Consider the following 17,673-nt stretch of genomic DNA (forward strand, 5'->3'; position numbering starts at 1 on the left):
TTTCATGCTTAAAAAAGAGCGATACGAAGCTTTCATCCAATACTTTTCTGAGAATATGCCTGTGGCAGAAACAGAGCTCGACTACGAAACCCCATTTCAGCTTTTGGTGGCGGTAGTGCTCTCAGCTCAATGCACAGACAAAAGGATCAATCTAGTAACACCGGCTCTTTTTAAGGATTTTCCAACTCCGGCCCATTTGGCAGCAACTCATTTTGATGAGTTGTTTCCATATATCAAAACCGTTTCTTACCCAAATAATAAAACCAAACATTTGATCGGTTTGGGAAAAATGTTGGTAGAAGACTTCAATAGTGAAATTCCAGAGACAGTTGCTGAATTGGTGAAACTCCCAGGTGTAGGTAGAAAAACCGCCAATGTGATCACCTCTGTGGTTTGGCAACAACCAAATATGGCTGTTGATACCCACGTCTTTCGAGTTTCAAAAAGGCTAGGTCTAGTCCCCCAAACTGCCAAAACTCCTTTGGAAGTAGAAAAGCAATTGATCAAACATATTCCCAAAGAATACATCCACAAAGCTCATCATTGGTTGATTCTTCATGGTCGGTATACTTGCCTAGCAAGAAAACCCAAATGCGAGGAATGTGGAATCACCCATTTCTGTAAGTATTTTGAAAAGAACTTTGGCAAAGTAACCCGAGAAGAAAAGTAATGTGTGGAATCCATTTGATTTGGGGAAAAGGAGCTAACCAGGAATCAATTGAGTTTCTGGTTAATCATTCTACTCATCGAGGACCTGATCAAAAGGCTTTTTTCAGCCCTTGGCCTAGCTTGTGGATCGGTGTCAACCGACTAAAAATCCTTCACCCTGGTCCAGATGCAGACCAGCCATTTTTTGCTCCAGACGGAAACAGTTTTCTCATTTGGAATGGAGAGGTCTACAATTACAAAAACCTGAGAAACATCCTTGAAAAGATGGGTATTGAATTTATCACCCAGTCTGACACAGAAGTTCTTTTACATTGGCTCAAGATTTTTGGGGCCAAAGGTCTTGAAAGTGTCAAAGGAATGTTCTCATTGATTTTTGTTGATTTGGCATCTCAAAATGTCTTGGTTGCCAGAGATAAAAATGGAGAAAAACCCCTCTATTACCATCAAGATCCAACTACCTTAATGATCTCCTCTGAGTCCAAAGGTTTGGGGAAATTATTGGGTTCCAAACTGGATGAGGGCCAATTGGACAATTATTACTTCATGCGTACCGCTCTTCCTGGCAAGACATTCTACAAAGGGGTCAAAGAATGGAAAGCAGCACGGTTTTCATTGATTCGCCAGCATTCTGCATTCCGATGGGATAATATTCCAGAAATCAAGAAAGAGGAGTCTTTATTTAACAAGGAACGTTTCAAAGAGCTTTTACTGCAATCAATTCAGAGACAATTTCATGCTGATATGCCAGTTGGAATGCTTTTGAGTGGTGGTGCTGATAGCTCTTTACTGTATTCGCTTTGGTACAAAGAAACAGGGATTTCCCTTCCGACTTTTACTATCGAACACGAGGCAAAATATTCCAAAAAGTACGATGATGCGCAAGCTGTATCAAAGCTTGAAAATAGCATCCCTTTGGAAAAAAACCCTATTCAGGTCAGTCAAAAAATCTTTTGGGAAAACTGGGGTGAGTACCTTTTACAACTTGATCTACCAGTCGGGGATTCCGCCAGTTTTTTGACTTGGCTGATTGGGAAAGAAGCCAAGAAATCAGTGAAGGTTTTGATCTCAGGGGCAGGAGCTGATGAATTGTGGGGTGGATACAATCGTCATCAGGCTTTCCTGAAATATCAGGAAAATAAAGGCTTATTTCTACCATTAAAGTCCTTTTTGGGTATGCTTCCTTTGGGAAGAAACTGGAAAAAATTTCTGGAAGGAATAGAACCGGATTCCAAAAAGACATTTCTGAACTTTACTGCATTGGAGCGTATAGATCATGATATTTTCTCTGATTACGAACGGATTTTTGATCAAAAATTAAGTCCTTATAAACAGATTCTGGATTTTGACAGAAGGGTCTTTTTGGTTCAGGATATATTAAAGATTCAGGACAATGCCTTAATGGCTCATGGCTTGGAAGGAAGGTCTCCTTATTTGGATGAGGATCTTTTGAATTTTTGGCATCAAATCAAGGATGAAGAAGTCCTCAAAGGCAAAAAATGGATCAGGGAAATCCTCACAGATCTAGACTTAGAATGGGTTAGTCAGCGCAAAAAATTGGGATTTGGCCTACCTCTTTTAGAATGGTTTTCAGAGGAAGGCGAATTTGCTTCACGAGTTTACGCCTCTCTGGAATCCTTTAAAAATAAATACAAATCCAGCCTTCCAAAACCAGCCCTACAACTTTTGGAGAATCCTCGAAAGCATGTCAAAACGCATTTCTTAACTTTATACAATCTGTTTTTACTGGCAGAATGGCTCAAGTTGAACAAGCTATGAAAGTCTATTACATCCATCAATATTTCAAAACACCTGAGGAAGGAGGAGCCGTAAGGTCTTTTCATCTTGCCAAAGGCTTAGTGAAAAATGGAATCAAGGTGGAAATCATCACTGCCGGCAACCAGCAAGGTTATGATCAAAAATGGATTGAGGGTTTTAAAGTCCACTATTTACCTGTTTCCTATCAGCAGGAATTTGGTTTCTTGAAAAGAATTCAGGCCTTTTATTCCTTTGTCAAGCAAGCAAAAAAACTGATTCAAAAGCTCCCGCGACCGGATTTATTGTATATCAGCTCCACGCCTTTGACCACAGGTTGGATTGGGCTTTGGGCAAAAAAGAAATTCGCTCTTCCTTATATTTTTGAAGTACGAGATCTTTGGCCGGAAGCGCCTATTCAGGTGGGAGCGATTCGTCAGAAATTCCTGAAAACTTACCTATACGGATTAGAAAAAAGGATTTATCAACAGGCTTTGAGTATAGTGGCTCTTTCTCCGGGAATTGCTTCTTACATCCGAACCAAAGTTTCAAACCTGAAAATTTCCATCATCCCCAACTTTTCAGATTTGGAGCAATTTTATCCACAAAACAAAAATGAAAAGCTCCGAGAAGAACTGAGTTTAAAAAAGGGTTTGACCATTGCCTATGCCGGAGCTTTGGGAAAAGTAAATGCCGTGGATGAATTGATTGATCTGGCAAATATGGCCCAGCAACAAAAGAAAAACTGGCAGTTTCTCATTATGGGCGAAGGGAGTAAAAAGGGACTCTTAGAGGAAAAAAGCAATCGTCTGGGCTTAAAAAATCTGGTTTTTGTGCCTTTTGGCCCAAAAGAGGAAGTCAATCAAATTTTAGGTTTGGCAGATTTTGCCTGGATTTCATTTGCTCACCTGCCAGTACTGAAAACTAATAGTCCCAATAAGTTCTTTGATGCTTTGGCAGCTGGTAAAGCCATTATCGTTAACCACAAAGGCTGGGTACATCAGCTGGTGAAGAAAAATGATTTGGGCATTTCTTGCCTTCCTGGCAAAATGGGAAACTGCTTCAGTAAGCTTGAGAAATTGGAATCAAATCCTGAAAAACTGGCTCGATTTCAGCAAAACTCCAGACAATTGGCAGAGCGATATTTCACCAAAGAAATTGCTGTTGAGAAGCTCGCATCAATCATTGACCCGAGTAAGACTCCTCCTACGCAGGGGGACGAGGTCTATATCCTGACTGCCTGAAAATCAACTCTGCATCCGGATTCATCATCAGCATCTGCAAGGTGACATCCTGATTCATTACATAATCATCGACAATATTCCACCCTAACCATCTACCGAGTCTTCCAGGAGCCTTGGTGCTAATGGCGTCAGTAAATGGAGCCTCTCCCATGTATTTTCTGATCTCAAATGGATTAGTCTCATAAAGCAGTTCATTCTGGACAAAATGTGACCAGATAAATTCCTCATTTGCATAGCACTCAGAAATCTCGTCAGGAGTATAACCAATGATAAATTGATCTGAAGTGCAAGGAATAATTGCCTTTGTGAAATGATATGCTTTGCCATAATAGATCATCTCCGCCAAGAGCGTATTATCCTGAGGGTTGGTATTGTTGAATTGTGAGGAGATCGCAGTCACAATCATCGGAACGATATAAGGTCTGTCATATCTCTCAGCCATGTACCTGGCTAGCTCGGGCTGAAACTCATGTGTAGGAGGTAGAAAATAATCCAAACCTATCACGATCACTTCTTCCGTGACTACCAAGTCTGTATTGAAACCAGAAACAAATGTGTAGACTTTCGGAACCTGAAATTCTGGAAAGTAATATTTGATGGCTTTGAAAGCAGTTTCAAGCTCTTTTTCAATATCAGAGAAATCATTGAACACTAATTGTACCGAGTCATTTAAGGTTCTCATCGAAGAATCCTGATGGATCATCAACAATTCAGCCGTCAATGTATCCAATGAAGGGTATAAATCTGGTCGTAAATATGTCTCCGTAAACTCTGGGTACTTTTCAATCAAAAATGAAAAATCCTCTTGGCTTTTGGCATCAAAAAATTCCCTTTCCAATCGGACAATTTCCAAATCCAATTCCTGATTTAGGATCTCCGAATCCAACTCACAATTCTCCTCCTCCTTTTTTCCGCAGGAGAAAATCAGAAGACAAATGCCGGCAATCCAAAAAAGATTTGAATACTTCATAGGTGATTATTTTGTTCAAAAGTAATGATTTCAATGTGAATCTTAGAAAACGCAAAACTCATCATTTGAGTATTCTAGCAAGTTTGCCTTAACTTTCTGATGTGAACAACTCTTTTCAAACGGCCATCTCCTATATCCAACATCTCAACATTCAAAAGTTGACCAATTTGGCTTTACTGGGCCTTTCTTTTCAATTGAGCAGAGTTGTCAACAAACCGATTCTTTGGGGAAAGCCTACCACTTTAAGCATCGAACCAACTACTTCCTGCAATCTTCGATGTCCAGAATGTCCCTCAGGCTTGAGAGCCTTTTCCCGACCTACTGGCATGCTGGATGAAGTACTTTTTGAAAAGGTGATCCAGCAATCCAAAAAGCATCTGACCTGGTTGCATTTATATTTTCAGGGAGAACCATTTTTACATCCCAATTTTTCAAAACTAGTGTCTCTGGCTTCCAAAAATGGGATTTTCACCTCCACCTCTACCAATGCACATTATTTAACAGAAAACCGAGTGGAAGAAATTCTCGAGAGCAGATTGAAGCAATTGATTATCTCGATGGATGGAATTTCTCAAGATGTCTATGAGAAATATCGAATTGGGGGAAACCTGAAAAAAGTGCAGGAAGGGATTTCTCTATTGGTTAGAAAACGAAAAGAGGCCAAGAAATCATATCCACGAATCGTCCTTCAATTCTTAGTCACAGGACAAAATGAACATCAAATTCCTTCTCTCAAATCTTGGGCGGATGAGATTGGAGTGGACGAATTGCAACTCAAGACCACCCAAATTTATGGCTTTGAAAATGGATCTGAATTGATCCCATCAGATTTGAAGTACGCCCGATATATCCCAGATGGTAATGGAAAATGGAAGCTGAAAAAGGAAATCGAAAATAAGTGCTGGAGAATGTGGCAAGGAGCCGTCGTAACTTGGGATGGAAAAGTCGTTCCATGTTGCTTTGACAAAGATGCCAAACATGTCATGGGAAGTTTTGAAAAGGAAAGTCTTGATTCCATCTGGAAATCCAATAAATATCAACAGTTCCGAAGTCAATTGCTTAAAGGCCGAGATCAAATCGATATTTGTAAAAACTGTACCGAATAGCCGCCGCTGCAGCTCGCAAAACAATCCTTTTTGGAACTATTTTTGGTTTGGAAGAGAAATTCACGGATTTTTAGGGTGCATATTTGTTTGAAATTCACCCGGGACAGCATTTTCGCATGATTTTAAAAAAACGATTCTGGTACTTTTTAGGCCTTTTAGGATTTATCCTACTCGCTTCTCCTGAGCCTATTCAAGCTCAACAGACCACAGACATTTCTACTATTAAGGTAGACGAACTCAGCGATGAGCAAGTAGAAGAGCTACTTAACAGGGCAAGTGAAGCAGGACTGAGTGCCGAAGAATTCCTTCAAATGGCCCAATTAAGGGGCATGCCCTCTTCTGAAGTAGCAAAGCTCCGTAACAGAATTGAGGCTTTGGACCCAAGTGGTGCCGCTAGCAGAAGTACAAATGCTTCCAAAAGAGATCCTCGCCAGCAAGTAGATATCAACAATATCACCCAAGGAATTTATAATCCTCAAACTGAATTGGTGGATGTAGATCAATCCAATCAGATTTTTGGAAACTCACTTTTTTACCAGAATAATAGACGATTAAGCTTTGAACCAAGCTTGAATCAAGCTACACCAAAAAGCTACGTTTTGGGACCAGGTGATGTGGTCTATGTGGACATTTATGGGCAATCTGAACAGTATTATGAAGCGACTGTCAACCCTGACGGCTTCGTTTTGTTGGATAATATTGGTCCGGTTTCAGTTTCTGGAAAAACAATTGAAGAGGCTACTGGAATCATCAAAAACCGAGTGAGTAGATTTTACACTGGTTTGAATGGAGCAAATCCAAATACTTTCATTCAAGTAACTTTGGGGAATGTCAGAACCATTAAAGTTCACATTTTAGGGGAAGTTAGATTACCGGGAACTTTCACATTGAGTGCTTTTTCCACTGTTTTCAATGCCCTTTACGCTGCTGGTGGTCCCAATGAAAACGGAACCATGCGTGAAATCAAAGTGGTCAGAAATAACAAATCACTTGCATCGGTTGATGTCTATGACCTTTTGATCAATGGAACTGCCAATTTGGATATTCAGCTTCAAGATCAAGATGTGATTTTGGTAACTCCTTTTATCTCCAGAGTTCAGATTAAAGGTGAGGTGAAAAGACCTATGAAGTATGAGGTCAAAGAAGGTGACACATTCAAAGACTTGGTTGAATATTCAGGCGGCTTCACGGATTTGGCCTTCAAAGACCGCGTAGCAATCTCGAGAATTACAGACAATCAAAGGTCCGTTTCTGATGTCTATCAAAATCAATTTGGGATGTTTATCCTAAAAGGTGGAGATGAAATCACGGTTGGAAAAATCTTGGATCGATATAGCAATAGAGTTCAGATCAAAGGAGCCGTTTACCGAGAAGGCACTTTTGCTTTGGAAGATGATTTGACTTTGAAAAAACTCATCCAAAATGCCGATGGTCTTCGTGGTGATGCATATACGGATCAGGCTAGCATCCTTCGGACCAAAAAGGATCTAAGCACTGAAATGATTGAGGTGAATTTGAAGGCTGTTCTGGATGGAACTGCCCCAGATATTACCCTTCAGAGAGAGGATGTTGTTCGTATTTCCAGCATTTACGATATCAGAAACGAACAATATGTTCAGATTCTAGGGGAAGTGAAAAAGCCAGGGGTTTATCCTTTCTCAGAATCCATGACCGTGGAAGAACTGGTGATTTCGGCAGGAGGTTTCCAAGAATCTGCCAATCCAAATGACATTGAAATTGCAAGAAGATTGGAAGATGCTGATTTGGGCACTCTTTCAGACATAATCCCTGTTCAAGTCAATCCAAACTTATCTTATCGATCCGATTCCAAAACATTGCTTCCATATGATCAAGTGATCGTAAGAAAGAAGGCAAGCTTTACCATGCAGAAACTGGTGGCAGTAGAAGGCCAGGTGAATTCGCCGGGGATGTTTGCGATTCAAAGTTCAGATGAAAGAATCTCGGATTTGATTAATCGAGCTGGAGGTATCAACCAATTCGCCTATGCGAAAGGAGCAACTTTGATCCGCAGAACGGAGTTTTTCAATACCGAATCTGAGGAAATCAGAAGACAAAGAAATCTAGAAGCTCTTCGCCTCAAATTGATGGAAGATCCAAACAATTCAGAGGCTCAGGAAGAATTGATTCAACGATTATTTACCAATCTGCCAAAGGCGGAAAACCCTGTAGACAATCAATTGGCTCAGACTAAAAAAGAGTCTTTGGATCAAATCGCTTCAGAAACACCTGGTTTTGCAGTAAAGATTAAGGATACCGAAGCAGTAGCCATCGATTTGGAAGCAATCCTTAAAAATCCGGGGTCTGAAAATGACCTTTTACTTGTAGAAGGAGATATCCTTTCGGTACCTAAGTTATTGCAGACAGTCCGCATGCGAGGAGATGTCGTATATCCGACTACCATGCGTCACGAAAGTGGTAGAAGCTTGAAACACTATATCAATGGGGCTGGAGGTTTCGAAAGAAGAGCCAATAGAAAGCAAACTTATGTAGTCTATGCCAATGGGGCTGTAAAGCGAACCAAGGGCTTTTTGGGTATTAGAAATTATCCTCCGGTAGAACCAGGAGCTGAAGTAATTGTTCCAACCAAAGGACCAAAAGTTCCCCTTAGACTGGGCGATGTAGTGGGTATCACTACCGGATTGGCAACACTCGCATTGGTAGTTTCACAAATCAACTGGTAATGGCTTCGAAACACTTTTCAGACAATCAATTTACACTCAAAGAAGTCATCCAAAATCTGGGTGAATGGTTTGCCTATTTCCTTTCCAAATGGAAAATTTTAATTGCAGCCGGAATCTTGGGAATGGTTTTGGGAGCCTTGGTTTCCATGTTCAAAAAACCAGTTTTTCATGCGGAAACCTCCTTTGTATTAGAAGAAGGTGACGCTGGAGGGATCGGGCAAATGTCAGGATTGGCATCTCTAGTAGGAGTGAACTTAGGTTCACTAGGCGGAACATCCGGACTGTTTCAAGGAGACAATATCATGGAGCTTTATCGATCTGATCGGATGCTTGGAGAAACGCTTTTAAGACCTTTTAGCGAGAATCAGCTTTTGATTGATCGCTTTGTGGAGTTCGAAGAGCTAGATAAGAAGTGGGCTTCTAAAGTTGATATACCTTCAATGGACTTTTCCATTCCAAGAGATCAATATTCAGTATCCCAAGATTCTGTGGTAAAGGAAGTCTCTAAACTCATCAGAGAAAATCAACTCAGCGTAGCCAAACCGGATCGTAAGTTGAGCATCATTCAGGTAAGCATTTCTTCCAAGGATGAGGATTTTGCGAAAGCCTTCAATGAAACTTTGGTCGACAATGTGAATACATTCTACTTTCAGACCAAAACGAAGAAAACGGGTGAAAATCTTCAGATTCTCCAATCTCAGGCAGATTCTGTAAGAGCTATTTTGGATGAAAGTTTGGCTGAATTTGCAACTGCCACAGATCGAGTTCCAAATGCCAACCCACTATTGAGTTCCGCTCAAGTGGAAAGCCGAAAAAGGCAAATTGACGTGCAGGCAACTGGTGCTGTTTATCAAGAAATCGTCAAGAATCTGGAAATAGCCAAGGTCAATCATCGCAATAATTCGCCCTTGATCCAGATCATTGATTCACCAAGATTTCCTTTGAAAAGAAGTGAAATCAGATTGGTAAAAGGAATTGTTTTAGGAGCCATCATCACAGGGCTATTGGTACTTTTTGGATTGTATTTCCATCGACTGTACCAAAAACATGTGCAGGAAAGCTAACCCATTAAGCTGCCATGTTCGAAAAATTATCCCTCATTTCTTTAAGCAATTTCATCCGGAATAAGTCTATTCAAAACTTCTTATTTCTGGCAGTTATTCAATCTTCCAATGTCCTGATTTCTATCATTTCAATGCCTTTGTTGATCCAAGGTATTGGAGTGGATCAGTTTGGCTTGGTCAATCTTGCCCTATCCGTCATTATTTTGCTGAATATCCTGGTGGGATTTGGATATAACTTGAGTGCTCCCAGAGAAGTAGCGGTCAATCAACAGGACAAGGACGCCCTTTCACACCTAGTTTCTAATGTATTTTCCAGCAAAATCATCCTTGCCAGTATGGCAACTTTTGTGATTTTTCTGGGAGTATTTGGCTTTAACTTGTTTCAGGAATACCAAATGATTTTGGTTTTCTCATCTCTGCTTTTGTTTTCAGAAGCCACGCTTCCTTTGTGGTTTTTCCAGGGGATGGAAAAAATGAAACTCGTTTCCATCGCCAATATTTTCTCCAAACTCCTATTTCTGATGGGTATAGTGTTGTTTATCCACAGTCCTGCTCAAAGCAAATGGGTAAATTTTATGATGGGATTCTTTGGGCTCGCGATTAACCTTTCCCTTCTTGCCTACATCCATTTTTTCATGGGTGTCAAGTTTTATAGACCCGAGTTTTCAGCCATTTGGAAAAGCCTCAAAGAGAATGTTTTGCTGTTCTTTTCCAATCTTGCCAGCCATATTTCGATCAATGGAGGATTGATCATTTTGAGCTTTTTCTCGGTAGCAGAAACCTTAGGAATGTATTCATTGGCAGAGCGAGTGGTGATGGTTTTGAGATTATTTCCGGCACTTATCATCCAAGCAATTTTCCCGAACGCATCCAAGCTGTATAAATCGGATACTGAGCGATTTTATAAGTTCATGAAGAACGTTTATCTGAGAGTCTTATTCTTTGGAGCATTGATCTCGTTGGGTGCCTACTTGACTGCTCCATGGATTATCAAAGTTCTTTCTCGATCAGAATTGGATGAATCGGTTCTTTATCTGAAAACTCTTGCAATTGTTCCTTTTATGGCCTGCCTGAATGTGGGAAATGTAGTTCTTTTGCTCGTAGCAGATCTGAAAGAACTTCTTTTCAAAGCGAGCTGGATGATGTGCGTATATATGATTATCGCTTCTTCCATTCTTACCTATTTCTTTGGAGGAGTTGGCCTGAGTTATGGTATCATTTCTACAGAAATCGTAGTCTTTTTGATTTGTCTTGTGCTGCTATACCAACATAAAAAAGAATTGGTCCATGGCTTCTACACCTGATATTTCTGTCGCCATCATATTAGTCAATTGGAACGGGTTTACATTCACAAAAGCCTGTCTGGAGTCTTTAAAAGCAATCGATTTTCCTAACCATAAGATAATTGTGGTTGACAATGATTCCCACAAGCCGGAAGGTCAATGGCTGTCCAAGGAATTTCCAGAAATCATTTTGATAGAAAACTCCCAAAATTTAGGTTTTACTGGAGGAAATAATGTCGGGATAAAAAAGGCCCTTGAAATGGGTTTCTCACATATTCTTTTATTGAATAATGATACTGAAGTAGAGCCCGATTTCCTGGGTAAAATGGTTTCCACTTTTCAGCAACATCCGAAAGCAGGTGTGATTCAGCCTGTCATTTGTTTTTTGGAAGAAAAGCAAAAAATCTGGAGTGCCGGCGGAAAATGGGTCAATTCTTTGGGTAGTGCAATTACAATTGGAGATAGAAAACCTATTCAAGGATTTCAATTCCAAGAAAATCTCGACTGGGCCACTGGTTGTGCGATGCTGGTTTCCAGAGAAGCCATCATCCAATCTGGTTTATTGAATGACCAGTATTTCGCCTATTTCGAAGATGTGGAGTGGTCCTTGAGAATCCGAAATCAGGGTTTTTCGATTCACCTTTCTACAGAAGCAAAAATATACCATGAGGCTGGAGCCTCTTCCAAAAAGAAAGGGCCGGAAGGAACTCTGAGCGCCAATGTTTTTTATTGGAATGTCAGAAACCAGTTCTATTTACTCAGAGGTTTAAAAAAACTCTCCAAGGGTTCGAAACCCTTGGAGAGTTCACCAACAAACATAATCGCCTATCCCTACCATCTAGGGAGATTTTTCCTATGGATGCTTTACTTCTTGCTAAGAGGTCGATTCCAAAAATTTAAGGCCGTGGCTAAAGGAATAAAAGATGGGCTATCCAATAAACTTCAAGCGATATCGACATGGCCCTGATATTTTTCCTCATCATAGCGATCGCTGTTGGAGCTGGTTTTGTTTGGACAGTCCAAGAAATGATTTTCAAGGGAAAATGGTCTCATTTCATTTTCTTTTTAGCTGCATTCTTACCCTTCTATATCACCAGCTTAAGCGTGGTGTATTTGGCAACTCGTTCTCCTGAATTAGTAAGCTTGTTCCAAATTCTCAAGGAATTGGTCGTTTTGATCGCGCTTTTGGTTTTCATTCTCTACCAAAGGAAAATAGCCGATTACCCATTCCGCATGATGTCCACAGATTGGATGATGATCTCTTTTTTAGGATTGGCTTTTACCTATTTGATTTTGCCTTTGGGTCAGGCTTCCTTTCTCAACAAAGCCCTTTATTTCAAAAGTATGCTGATCCCAGGATTTGTCTATTTCTTGGGAAGAAATACACATTTTGAGGATTGGGAAATCAATAGAATCTTCAAAATCATCTTTATCGTAGCGATTGGTGCATTTGTAGTCAACTTGATTGAAAACTTTATTCTACAAGCACATTTGCAGCAATTCTCTGGCTATGCCTTATACAATTTGGCAATCAATGATATTGAACCAACCGGAAATTTTGGCCTTACTTGGACCTTCGAAACCCAAGCTGTAACCAAACGATTGGCGAGCTTTTTCTCGGATCCTTTAGAGATGGCTAGTTCGGTTTTGATGGGTTTTGCCGCAGGCCTGATTTGGTTTTTGACTAGTAAAAAAGAATACAACTGGTTTTACATTTTGGTCATGGCTTGTTCTTTGGGAAGCCTGGTCTTTTCTGCTTCCAGAGCGGCTTTTGGGGCTTTTTTCGTCATGATCTTTTTTATTGCCCTGGTTTTCCGACTTTACAAACTCATAGCAGCGGGTTTTTTTGTTTTGGTAGCTTTTGGAATTTATGTCCTCTTTTTTGCCTCAGAAGACTTCTATTTCTTTGTTCTAGATACGCTTACATTTGAAAATACTTCCAGTATCGGCCACGTAGTCGAATGGGTTCTGGCACTTGATTCCATGGTAGGAAATCCATTCGGAATCGGACTGGCAATGAGTGGAAACGCAGGTAGTGTGACCGACGAATTGAGAGTTGGTGGAGAGAATCAATTTTTGATTTATGGGGTACAGCTCGGTTGGCTTGGTATGATTTTATACATACTCACCTTAGCCACTGGAGTCATTTTGAGCTTGAGAGTCTTTTACCAAACAGAGAATACTCAAGTCGCAAGAATTGCCTTTGTAGGAGCAGTTGTAAAAGTAGGTTTGCTTTTGCCCTTGTTCACCGCCAATGCTGAAATGTACACCTACGTAGCTTGGCTGACATGGTGGATGATCGGCTACAGTGTGCACGAGTATAGCAGAATCCAATTATCTTTGAGAAAATCCCTTTAGTTTGAAAGTCCTTTTAGACCTGCAATATTTGAATGTGGCTACCACAGGCATCAAAACCTACATGGTGGAATTGGCCAAAGCCATTCGGAAATATCCCCATCCCGAAGTAGAATTCATTTTTACCCATGAACCGGATAAACAGTCAAAAGACAATTCATTTAAAGGCACTCAATCTAAAATCCAGCGACTCAACTATCACTTGGATTATTTTCGCTGGAAGGAATTTCAGCTTCCAGATTTGGTCAAAAAGCATCAGCCGGATGTCTTAATTTGTCCTGATTTTGTTTCTCCTGCAGCATCACTTCCTTGCCGAAGATTGACTGTGGTACATGATGCATTTTTTTGGCAAATGCCACAGAACTATCCGAAATGGTGGAGAACTTACTTTCTCAACCTGATCAAAAAGGGGCTAAAGGAAAAAACGGAAATCATTACGACAACAGATTATTCCAAGAGATCATTGGAGAAACATTTGGGAAAAAACTGGCCGATCTCTGTCATCTACCAGTGTCCAAAAAGCCTCAAAGCAGCTTCTGATCCTCAGATTTTGAAAAAGTTAGGATTGGTAAACCAGTCTTACTTTCTACACATCGGCACCTTTGATAAAAGAAAACAGCTGCCACTTCTGACAAAGACATTTGCGGAATTTTTGAAGCAAACCAAATCTTCCAAAAAACTCCTGCTGGTAGGTGGGCCGGGTCAAAGCGCCCAAATGAATGACTTCCCTAAAGTCGAAAAACTGGTAAAAGAGCTTGGTTTGGAAAAGCATGTAATATTGCCCGGATTCCTTTCAGATGGGGAAATCAAGGCACTTTACGAGCATGCTTTTGCCTATTTATTCCCATCCGAAAATGAAGGTTTTGGAATCCCCATTCCAGAAGCCATGGGCTTTGGATTGCCTGTGATTCACTCAGATCAAGAAGCGCTATTGGAGGTTGCTGACGGAGCAGGGCTCCCTTTCCAAACCGGAAATCAGGAAGATTTATTGGAAAAAATGGTACTTTTGGACCGCGATTCTGAGCTTTGCCAGAGTCTGAGTGAAAAAGGAAAAATCCGTTCCGGAGACTTTTCAGCTCAAAAATTTGTAGAAGCTTTTCATCAGATCATTCTGAAACCCGGATTGTAAGCCATGCGGCAAACCCAATGTCCTGTCTGCCAAACGCCGACTGATAATTACCCAACAGCAAATTCCCTCGTTTCCTGTCCTTCATGTAGGGTAAAGTGGACTTATTTGCCTGAGGAATTTGATGCAGAAGCACTGTATTCGGACGAGGTATATGCAGTAGTGGACAATCGAAAATCAATTTTCGAAAGAATCATTTTTTCTGAAGCCAAAAAGGTTCTCAAAAAAGCCAAAAGACTTAACCCTAAGGTAAAACGATTATTGGACTTTGGGTCTGGAAAAGGCCTTTTCCTATATGTAGCCAAATCAATGGGCTGGGATGGATTCGGCATAGAAACTTCTCAGGATAGAGCCAACTTTGCCATCGAAAAGTATGATGTCAAAGTCCTTTCTGAATATTATTCTCATGGGAAAATTGAAGGTGGAAATTTTGATTTGATTACTCTCAATCATGTGTTGGAGCACCTTCCAGAACCCATTGTTTTACTTGAAGAGCTTTTAAAAGAAAATGCCAAAGGTCTTCTATATATCGAAGTTCCGAGAGAGAATTCTTGGCAGGCCAAAATTGCAGGAAACAATTGGATGCATTGGGATATCCCGAAGCATTTGAGTCATTGGAACGAAGAAACTTTGGGAAATGAAATTGGGAAATTAGGCTTTAAAAAGGTTGGCTCTCGTTCTTACTCTTTCCATTTGGGAGTTTTAGGAATGCTCCAGGCGATGTTATTTAAACTTGGTTTCAAAGAAAATCTTATTTTGCGGCTGAAACGGAAAAAGACCATTGGCTTACTTTTAGCTATAGCTATGGTTCTCCCATTTGCCTGGATTCTAGAGATTATTTCCACCTTTTTTGGAAAGTCAGGAATTCTAGGGATTTATTTTCAAAAGAATGCCTAAAACCCGAAATGTCCTTTTTCTCCAGAGCTCCTCTGAGCTTTATGGATCCGGCAAAATCATTTTGCAGGTCCTTCGAGTTTATCAAAAGGAAGGCTTTAATCCAATAGTCGTCCTTACCGGACCAGGAGCGATTCAAGGGTATTTAGAGAAGGAAAATATTCCGGTCTATATTCAGAATTTGGGCATTCTGAGAAGAAAATACGTCAATCCACAAGGTCTGATTAATCGATTCAACAAGAATCTAAAAGCCTACAGGTTCCTTAGCGAATTGCATGAAAAGTATCAATTCGAATTGGTGTATTCCAATACTTTGGCAGTAATCGTGGGGGCTTATTGGGCTCAAAAAAATCAGCTTCCCCATATTTGGCATATTCATGAGATTCTTCCGGGACCAGCACCTCTAGTGAAGCTTTTGAGCAAAATACTGGACAAAAGCACCGCAAAACCCATTGCTGTTTCACAAGCTGTAGCTGACCATTGGCAAGGTTTTCTGAAAAAAGCCCAGATAGAAGTCATCCACAACGGGATACCTTATGGGGAATTTTTGGATAATTTTCCAAATGCAAAAAAAGAACTGGGGATTCCTGAAAGCTCAATTGTCATAGGAATGATTGGAAGAATCAATCCGGGAAAAGGCCAACTTTTCTTTTTGGAAATGGCTAGACAACTCAGCTTGAAATATCCTGAAACTCATTTTGTTTTGGTAGGGGATCCTTTTCCGGGATATGAACCAATCCTAGATGAAATAATTGAAAAAATCCAACATGAAGATTTTGAAGGGAAAGTTAGCTATTTGGGTTTTCGAGAGGATATTCCAAAAGTTTTGGCTGGCCTAGATATTTTTGTTTTGCCCTCTATTTTGCCAGATTCATTTCCTACAGTAATTTTGGAGGCTATGGCCGCTGCGAAACCAATCCTTGCGACTCGAACTGGAGGTGCTGTGGAAATGGTAGCAGAGGGCAAAACTGGATTTATTATTGAGCCGGAAGATCTGGAAACAGGAGTTTCTCAGCTCAGTAAATTAATAGAACAAAAAGATCTTAGAAACCAATTGGGAGAAGCAGGAAGAAATAGAGTTCTTTCAGAATTTAGCCTGGAAGCTTTCGAGGAGAGAATTAAAAAACACCTATGGGAGCATCTGGAAAAAAATTAAAAGTAGCGATCATGGGTGCCAAAGGTTACCCCTATGTCTATGGTGGCTATGATACGATGATTCGTGAGCTGGGTGAAAGATTGGTGGCGAAAGGCGTTCACGTCAGAGTCTATAATCACCGTTCTTTATTTCCTAAAAAACCTCGCTTTGTCAATGGAATCGAATGCATTTATACTCCAGCAATCGAAACCAAAAAGCTAACTCAATTATCCCATACATTCTTTTCTATGGTTCATGCCTGTTTCTCAGATGTGGACGTGATTTTTGTGGTGAATTCTGGAAATGGACCATTTGGAATCATTGCTAGAATTTTCAGAAAACCTACAGCCATCAATGTTGATGGTTTGGAGTGGTTGAGGCCAAAGTGGAAAGGCTTTGGCGCCAAATATTTCAAATGGGCATCCAGAATGGCCACCAAACACTACGATCAAATCATCAATGATTCAGATGAAATGCGAAGAGTGTACCTAGAGCTTTTCAATAAAGATTCAAGAGTAATCGCATACGGTGCCAATCCAAGAGAAAGTGTTGATGCTGCTCCGATCAAAAAATGGGATTTGGAAAGTAGAGACTATTTCTTGATTGTAGGAAGATTGGTTCCGGACAATAACGCCGAACTGATCGTTAACGGATTTCTAAAATCAGATTCCAAACGAAAGCTGGTTATTGTTGGAGATGTACCTTTTGAAGATGAATGGTCCAATCGATTAAAACAGGTTCAGGATCCTCGATTATTTTTTATCGGCTATGTGACTGATCCAAATGAATTAGCTGCTCTTTATTCGCATTGTTATGCCTATTTCCATGGTCACGAGTTTGGTGGAACCAATCCGGCAATGCTGAAAGCCCTAGGCTATGGGTGCTCAATTTTGGCTTTGGATACTCCTTTCAATCAGGAAATGCTTCAGAATGGAAAGCATGGTTGGTATTTCCAAAAAGAACCGCAATCAGTTAAAGAAATCGTAGAAAAGGCTGAGGCTGAACCTGAATCCATGGATAGCTTCCGAAATTCAGCCCGTTCAGGATTAACCCAACGCTATAATTGGGATTATGTGACTGAACAGTATCTGGAAGTGTTTGAGGAATTGGCAGGGAAATAAGATTCGATTTAGAAAATACGAAAAGAGAAACACGGATAGGAATTAAGGGTAATTGTTTTAATACAATATCAAACGCTAACTCTGAATCAAAATTGGAGAAAAACTTTCCACCCTTGCCAATTTCAAACTTTCAACCATCCAATCTCTGAAAGATCGAACATCGAATGATGAATAGCGAATAATGAAGGAAAGATAGTCTCTTCTATCTACTATGGTCTATCGTCAATCACTATTCTCTCTTTTCTCAATCTC

The 17,673-nt window shown here is 40.4% G+C and carries 14 protein-coding genes; 13 read left to right on the top strand and 1 reads right to left on the bottom strand.

Annotated features, from left to right (window positions below; genetic code table 11):
- Positions 1-4: 4 nt before the first annotated feature.
- From nth to BUF13_RS08975, 3 genes are read left to right on the top strand one after another with little or no spacing between them, the layout of a single operon-like run.
- Positions 5-670 (top strand): endonuclease III, encoded by a 666-nt coding sequence (gene nth, locus BUF13_RS08965; protein WP_073571433.1) that lies wholly within the window; start codon positions 5-7, stop codon positions 668-670.
- Complete coding sequence (gene asnB, locus BUF13_RS08970) at positions 670-2,445, top strand: asparagine synthase (glutamine-hydrolyzing) (RefSeq protein WP_073571434.1); 1,776 nt, start codon at positions 670-672, stop codon at positions 2,443-2,445. The genes nth and asnB overlap by 1 nt, the downstream gene beginning before the upstream one ends.
- The gene (locus BUF13_RS08975; RefSeq protein WP_073571727.1) at positions 2,442-3,665 is read left to right on the top strand and encodes a glycosyltransferase family 4 protein; all 1,224 of its coding nucleotides are present in this window, start codon (positions 2,442-2,444) and stop codon (positions 3,663-3,665) included. Before asnB ends, BUF13_RS08975 begins: the two co-directional genes overlap by 4 nt.
- On the opposite strand, the gene gldB is transcribed toward BUF13_RS08975, so the two are convergent.
- Positions 3,628-4,635: a gliding motility lipoprotein GldB gene (gldB, locus tag BUF13_RS08980; RefSeq protein WP_073571435.1), complete on the bottom strand. Its 1,008-nt coding sequence runs from the start codon at positions 4,633-4,635 to the stop codon at positions 3,628-3,630. The two genes, BUF13_RS08975 and gldB, sit on opposite strands and share 38 nt — an antisense overlap.
- Positions 4,636-4,736: 101 nt before the next feature.
- Here gldB and BUF13_RS08985 point away from each other — a divergent pair, with 101 nt between their 5' ends.
- The 10 genes from BUF13_RS08985 to BUF13_RS09030 all read left to right on the top strand — a co-directional run bounded on the left by BUF13_RS08985 (position 4,737) and on the right by BUF13_RS09030 (position 17,421).
- Positions 4,737-5,741, top strand: coding sequence for a radical SAM/SPASM domain-containing protein (locus BUF13_RS08985; protein WP_073571436.1), 1,005 nt, complete (start codon positions 4,737-4,739; stop codon positions 5,739-5,741).
- A 116-nt stretch (positions 5,742-5,857) separates the two neighbouring features.
- Positions 5,858-8,443: an SLBB domain-containing protein gene (locus BUF13_RS08990; protein ID WP_073571437.1), complete on the top strand. Its 2,586-nt coding sequence runs from the start codon at positions 5,858-5,860 to the stop codon at positions 8,441-8,443.
- Positions 8,443-9,507, top strand: coding sequence for a GumC domain-containing protein (locus BUF13_RS08995; RefSeq protein WP_073571438.1), 1,065 nt, complete (start codon positions 8,443-8,445; stop codon positions 9,505-9,507). The genes BUF13_RS08990 and BUF13_RS08995 overlap by 1 nt, the downstream gene beginning before the upstream one ends.
- Before the next feature lie 14 nt (positions 9,508-9,521).
- Positions 9,522-10,811 carry an oligosaccharide flippase family protein gene (locus tag BUF13_RS09000; RefSeq protein WP_073571439.1) on the top strand — a complete coding sequence of 430 codons (1,290 nt, stop codon included), beginning with the start codon at positions 9,522-9,524 and terminating at the stop codon, positions 10,809-10,811.
- A complete protein-coding gene (locus BUF13_RS09005; protein WP_073571440.1) occupies positions 10,795-11,757 on the top strand; it encodes a glycosyltransferase family 2 protein in 963 nt (320 codons plus the stop codon). The genes BUF13_RS09000 and BUF13_RS09005 overlap by 17 nt, the downstream gene beginning before the upstream one ends.
- A complete protein-coding gene (locus BUF13_RS09010) occupies positions 11,748-13,148 on the top strand; it encodes a hypothetical protein (protein WP_073571441.1) in 1,401 nt (466 codons plus the stop codon). Before BUF13_RS09005 ends, BUF13_RS09010 begins: the two co-directional genes overlap by 10 nt.
- 1 nt (position 13,149) lies before the next feature.
- Positions 13,150-14,274 (top strand): glycosyltransferase family 4 protein, encoded by a 1,125-nt coding sequence (locus BUF13_RS09015; protein WP_073571442.1) that lies wholly within the window; start codon positions 13,150-13,152, stop codon positions 14,272-14,274.
- A gap of 3 nt (positions 14,275-14,277) precedes the next feature.
- Positions 14,278-15,168: a class I SAM-dependent methyltransferase gene (locus tag BUF13_RS09020; RefSeq protein WP_073571443.1), complete on the top strand. Its 891-nt coding sequence runs from the start codon at positions 14,278-14,280 to the stop codon at positions 15,166-15,168.
- A complete protein-coding gene (locus tag BUF13_RS09025) occupies positions 15,161-16,321 on the top strand; it encodes a glycosyltransferase family 4 protein (RefSeq protein WP_073571444.1) in 1,161 nt (386 codons plus the stop codon). The genes BUF13_RS09020 and BUF13_RS09025 overlap by 8 nt, the downstream gene beginning before the upstream one ends.
- Entirely contained in the window at positions 16,297-17,421 is a 1,125-nt protein-coding gene (locus BUF13_RS09030) for a glycosyltransferase (RefSeq protein WP_073571445.1), read from the top strand. The genes BUF13_RS09025 and BUF13_RS09030 overlap by 25 nt, the downstream gene beginning before the upstream one ends.
- Positions 17,422-17,673: the final 252 nt, after the last annotated feature.

The sequence above is a fragment of the Algoriphagus zhangzhouensis genome (assembly GCF_900148515.1).
Classification (GTDB): Bacteria; Bacteroidota; Bacteroidia; order Cytophagales; family Cyclobacteriaceae; genus Algoriphagus; species Algoriphagus zhangzhouensis.

Excerpts from the sequence above, each read along its gene's own strand:
- BUF13_RS09000 (WP_073571439.1), top strand. The coding sequence starts at position 9,522 with ATGTTCGAAAAATTATCCCTCATTTCTTTAAGCAATTTCATCCGGAAT.
- BUF13_RS09030 (WP_073571445.1), top strand. The coding sequence starts at position 16,297 with ATGGGAGCATCTGGAAAAAAATTAAAAGTAGCGATCATGGGTGCCAAA.
- nth (WP_073571433.1), top strand. The coding sequence starts at position 5 with ATGCTTAAAAAAGAGCGATACGAAGCTTTCATCCAATACTTTTCTGAG.
- asnB (WP_073571434.1), top strand. The coding sequence starts at position 670 with ATGTGTGGAATCCATTTGATTTGGGGAAAAGGAGCTAACCAGGAATCA.
- BUF13_RS08990 (WP_073571437.1), top strand. The coding sequence starts at position 5,858 with ATGATTTTAAAAAAACGATTCTGGTACTTTTTAGGCCTTTTAGGATTT.
- BUF13_RS08995 (WP_073571438.1), top strand. The coding sequence starts at position 8,443 with ATGGCTTCGAAACACTTTTCAGACAATCAATTTACACTCAAAGAAGTC.
- BUF13_RS09020 (WP_073571443.1), top strand. The coding sequence starts at position 14,278 with ATGCGGCAAACCCAATGTCCTGTCTGCCAAACGCCGACTGATAATTAC.
- BUF13_RS09025 (WP_073571444.1), top strand. The coding sequence starts at position 15,161 with ATGCCTAAAACCCGAAATGTCCTTTTTCTCCAGAGCTCCTCTGAGCTT.
- BUF13_RS09010 (WP_073571441.1), top strand. The coding sequence starts at position 11,748 with ATGGCCCTGATATTTTTCCTCATCATAGCGATCGCTGTTGGAGCTGGT.
- gldB (WP_073571435.1), bottom strand. The coding sequence starts at position 4,635 with ATGAAGTATTCAAATCTTTTTTGGATTGCCGGCATTTGTCTTCTGATT.
- BUF13_RS09005 (WP_073571440.1), top strand. The coding sequence starts at position 10,795 with ATGGCTTCTACACCTGATATTTCTGTCGCCATCATATTAGTCAATTGG.
- BUF13_RS08975 (WP_073571727.1), top strand. The coding sequence starts at position 2,442 with ATGAAAGTCTATTACATCCATCAATATTTCAAAACACCTGAGGAAGGA.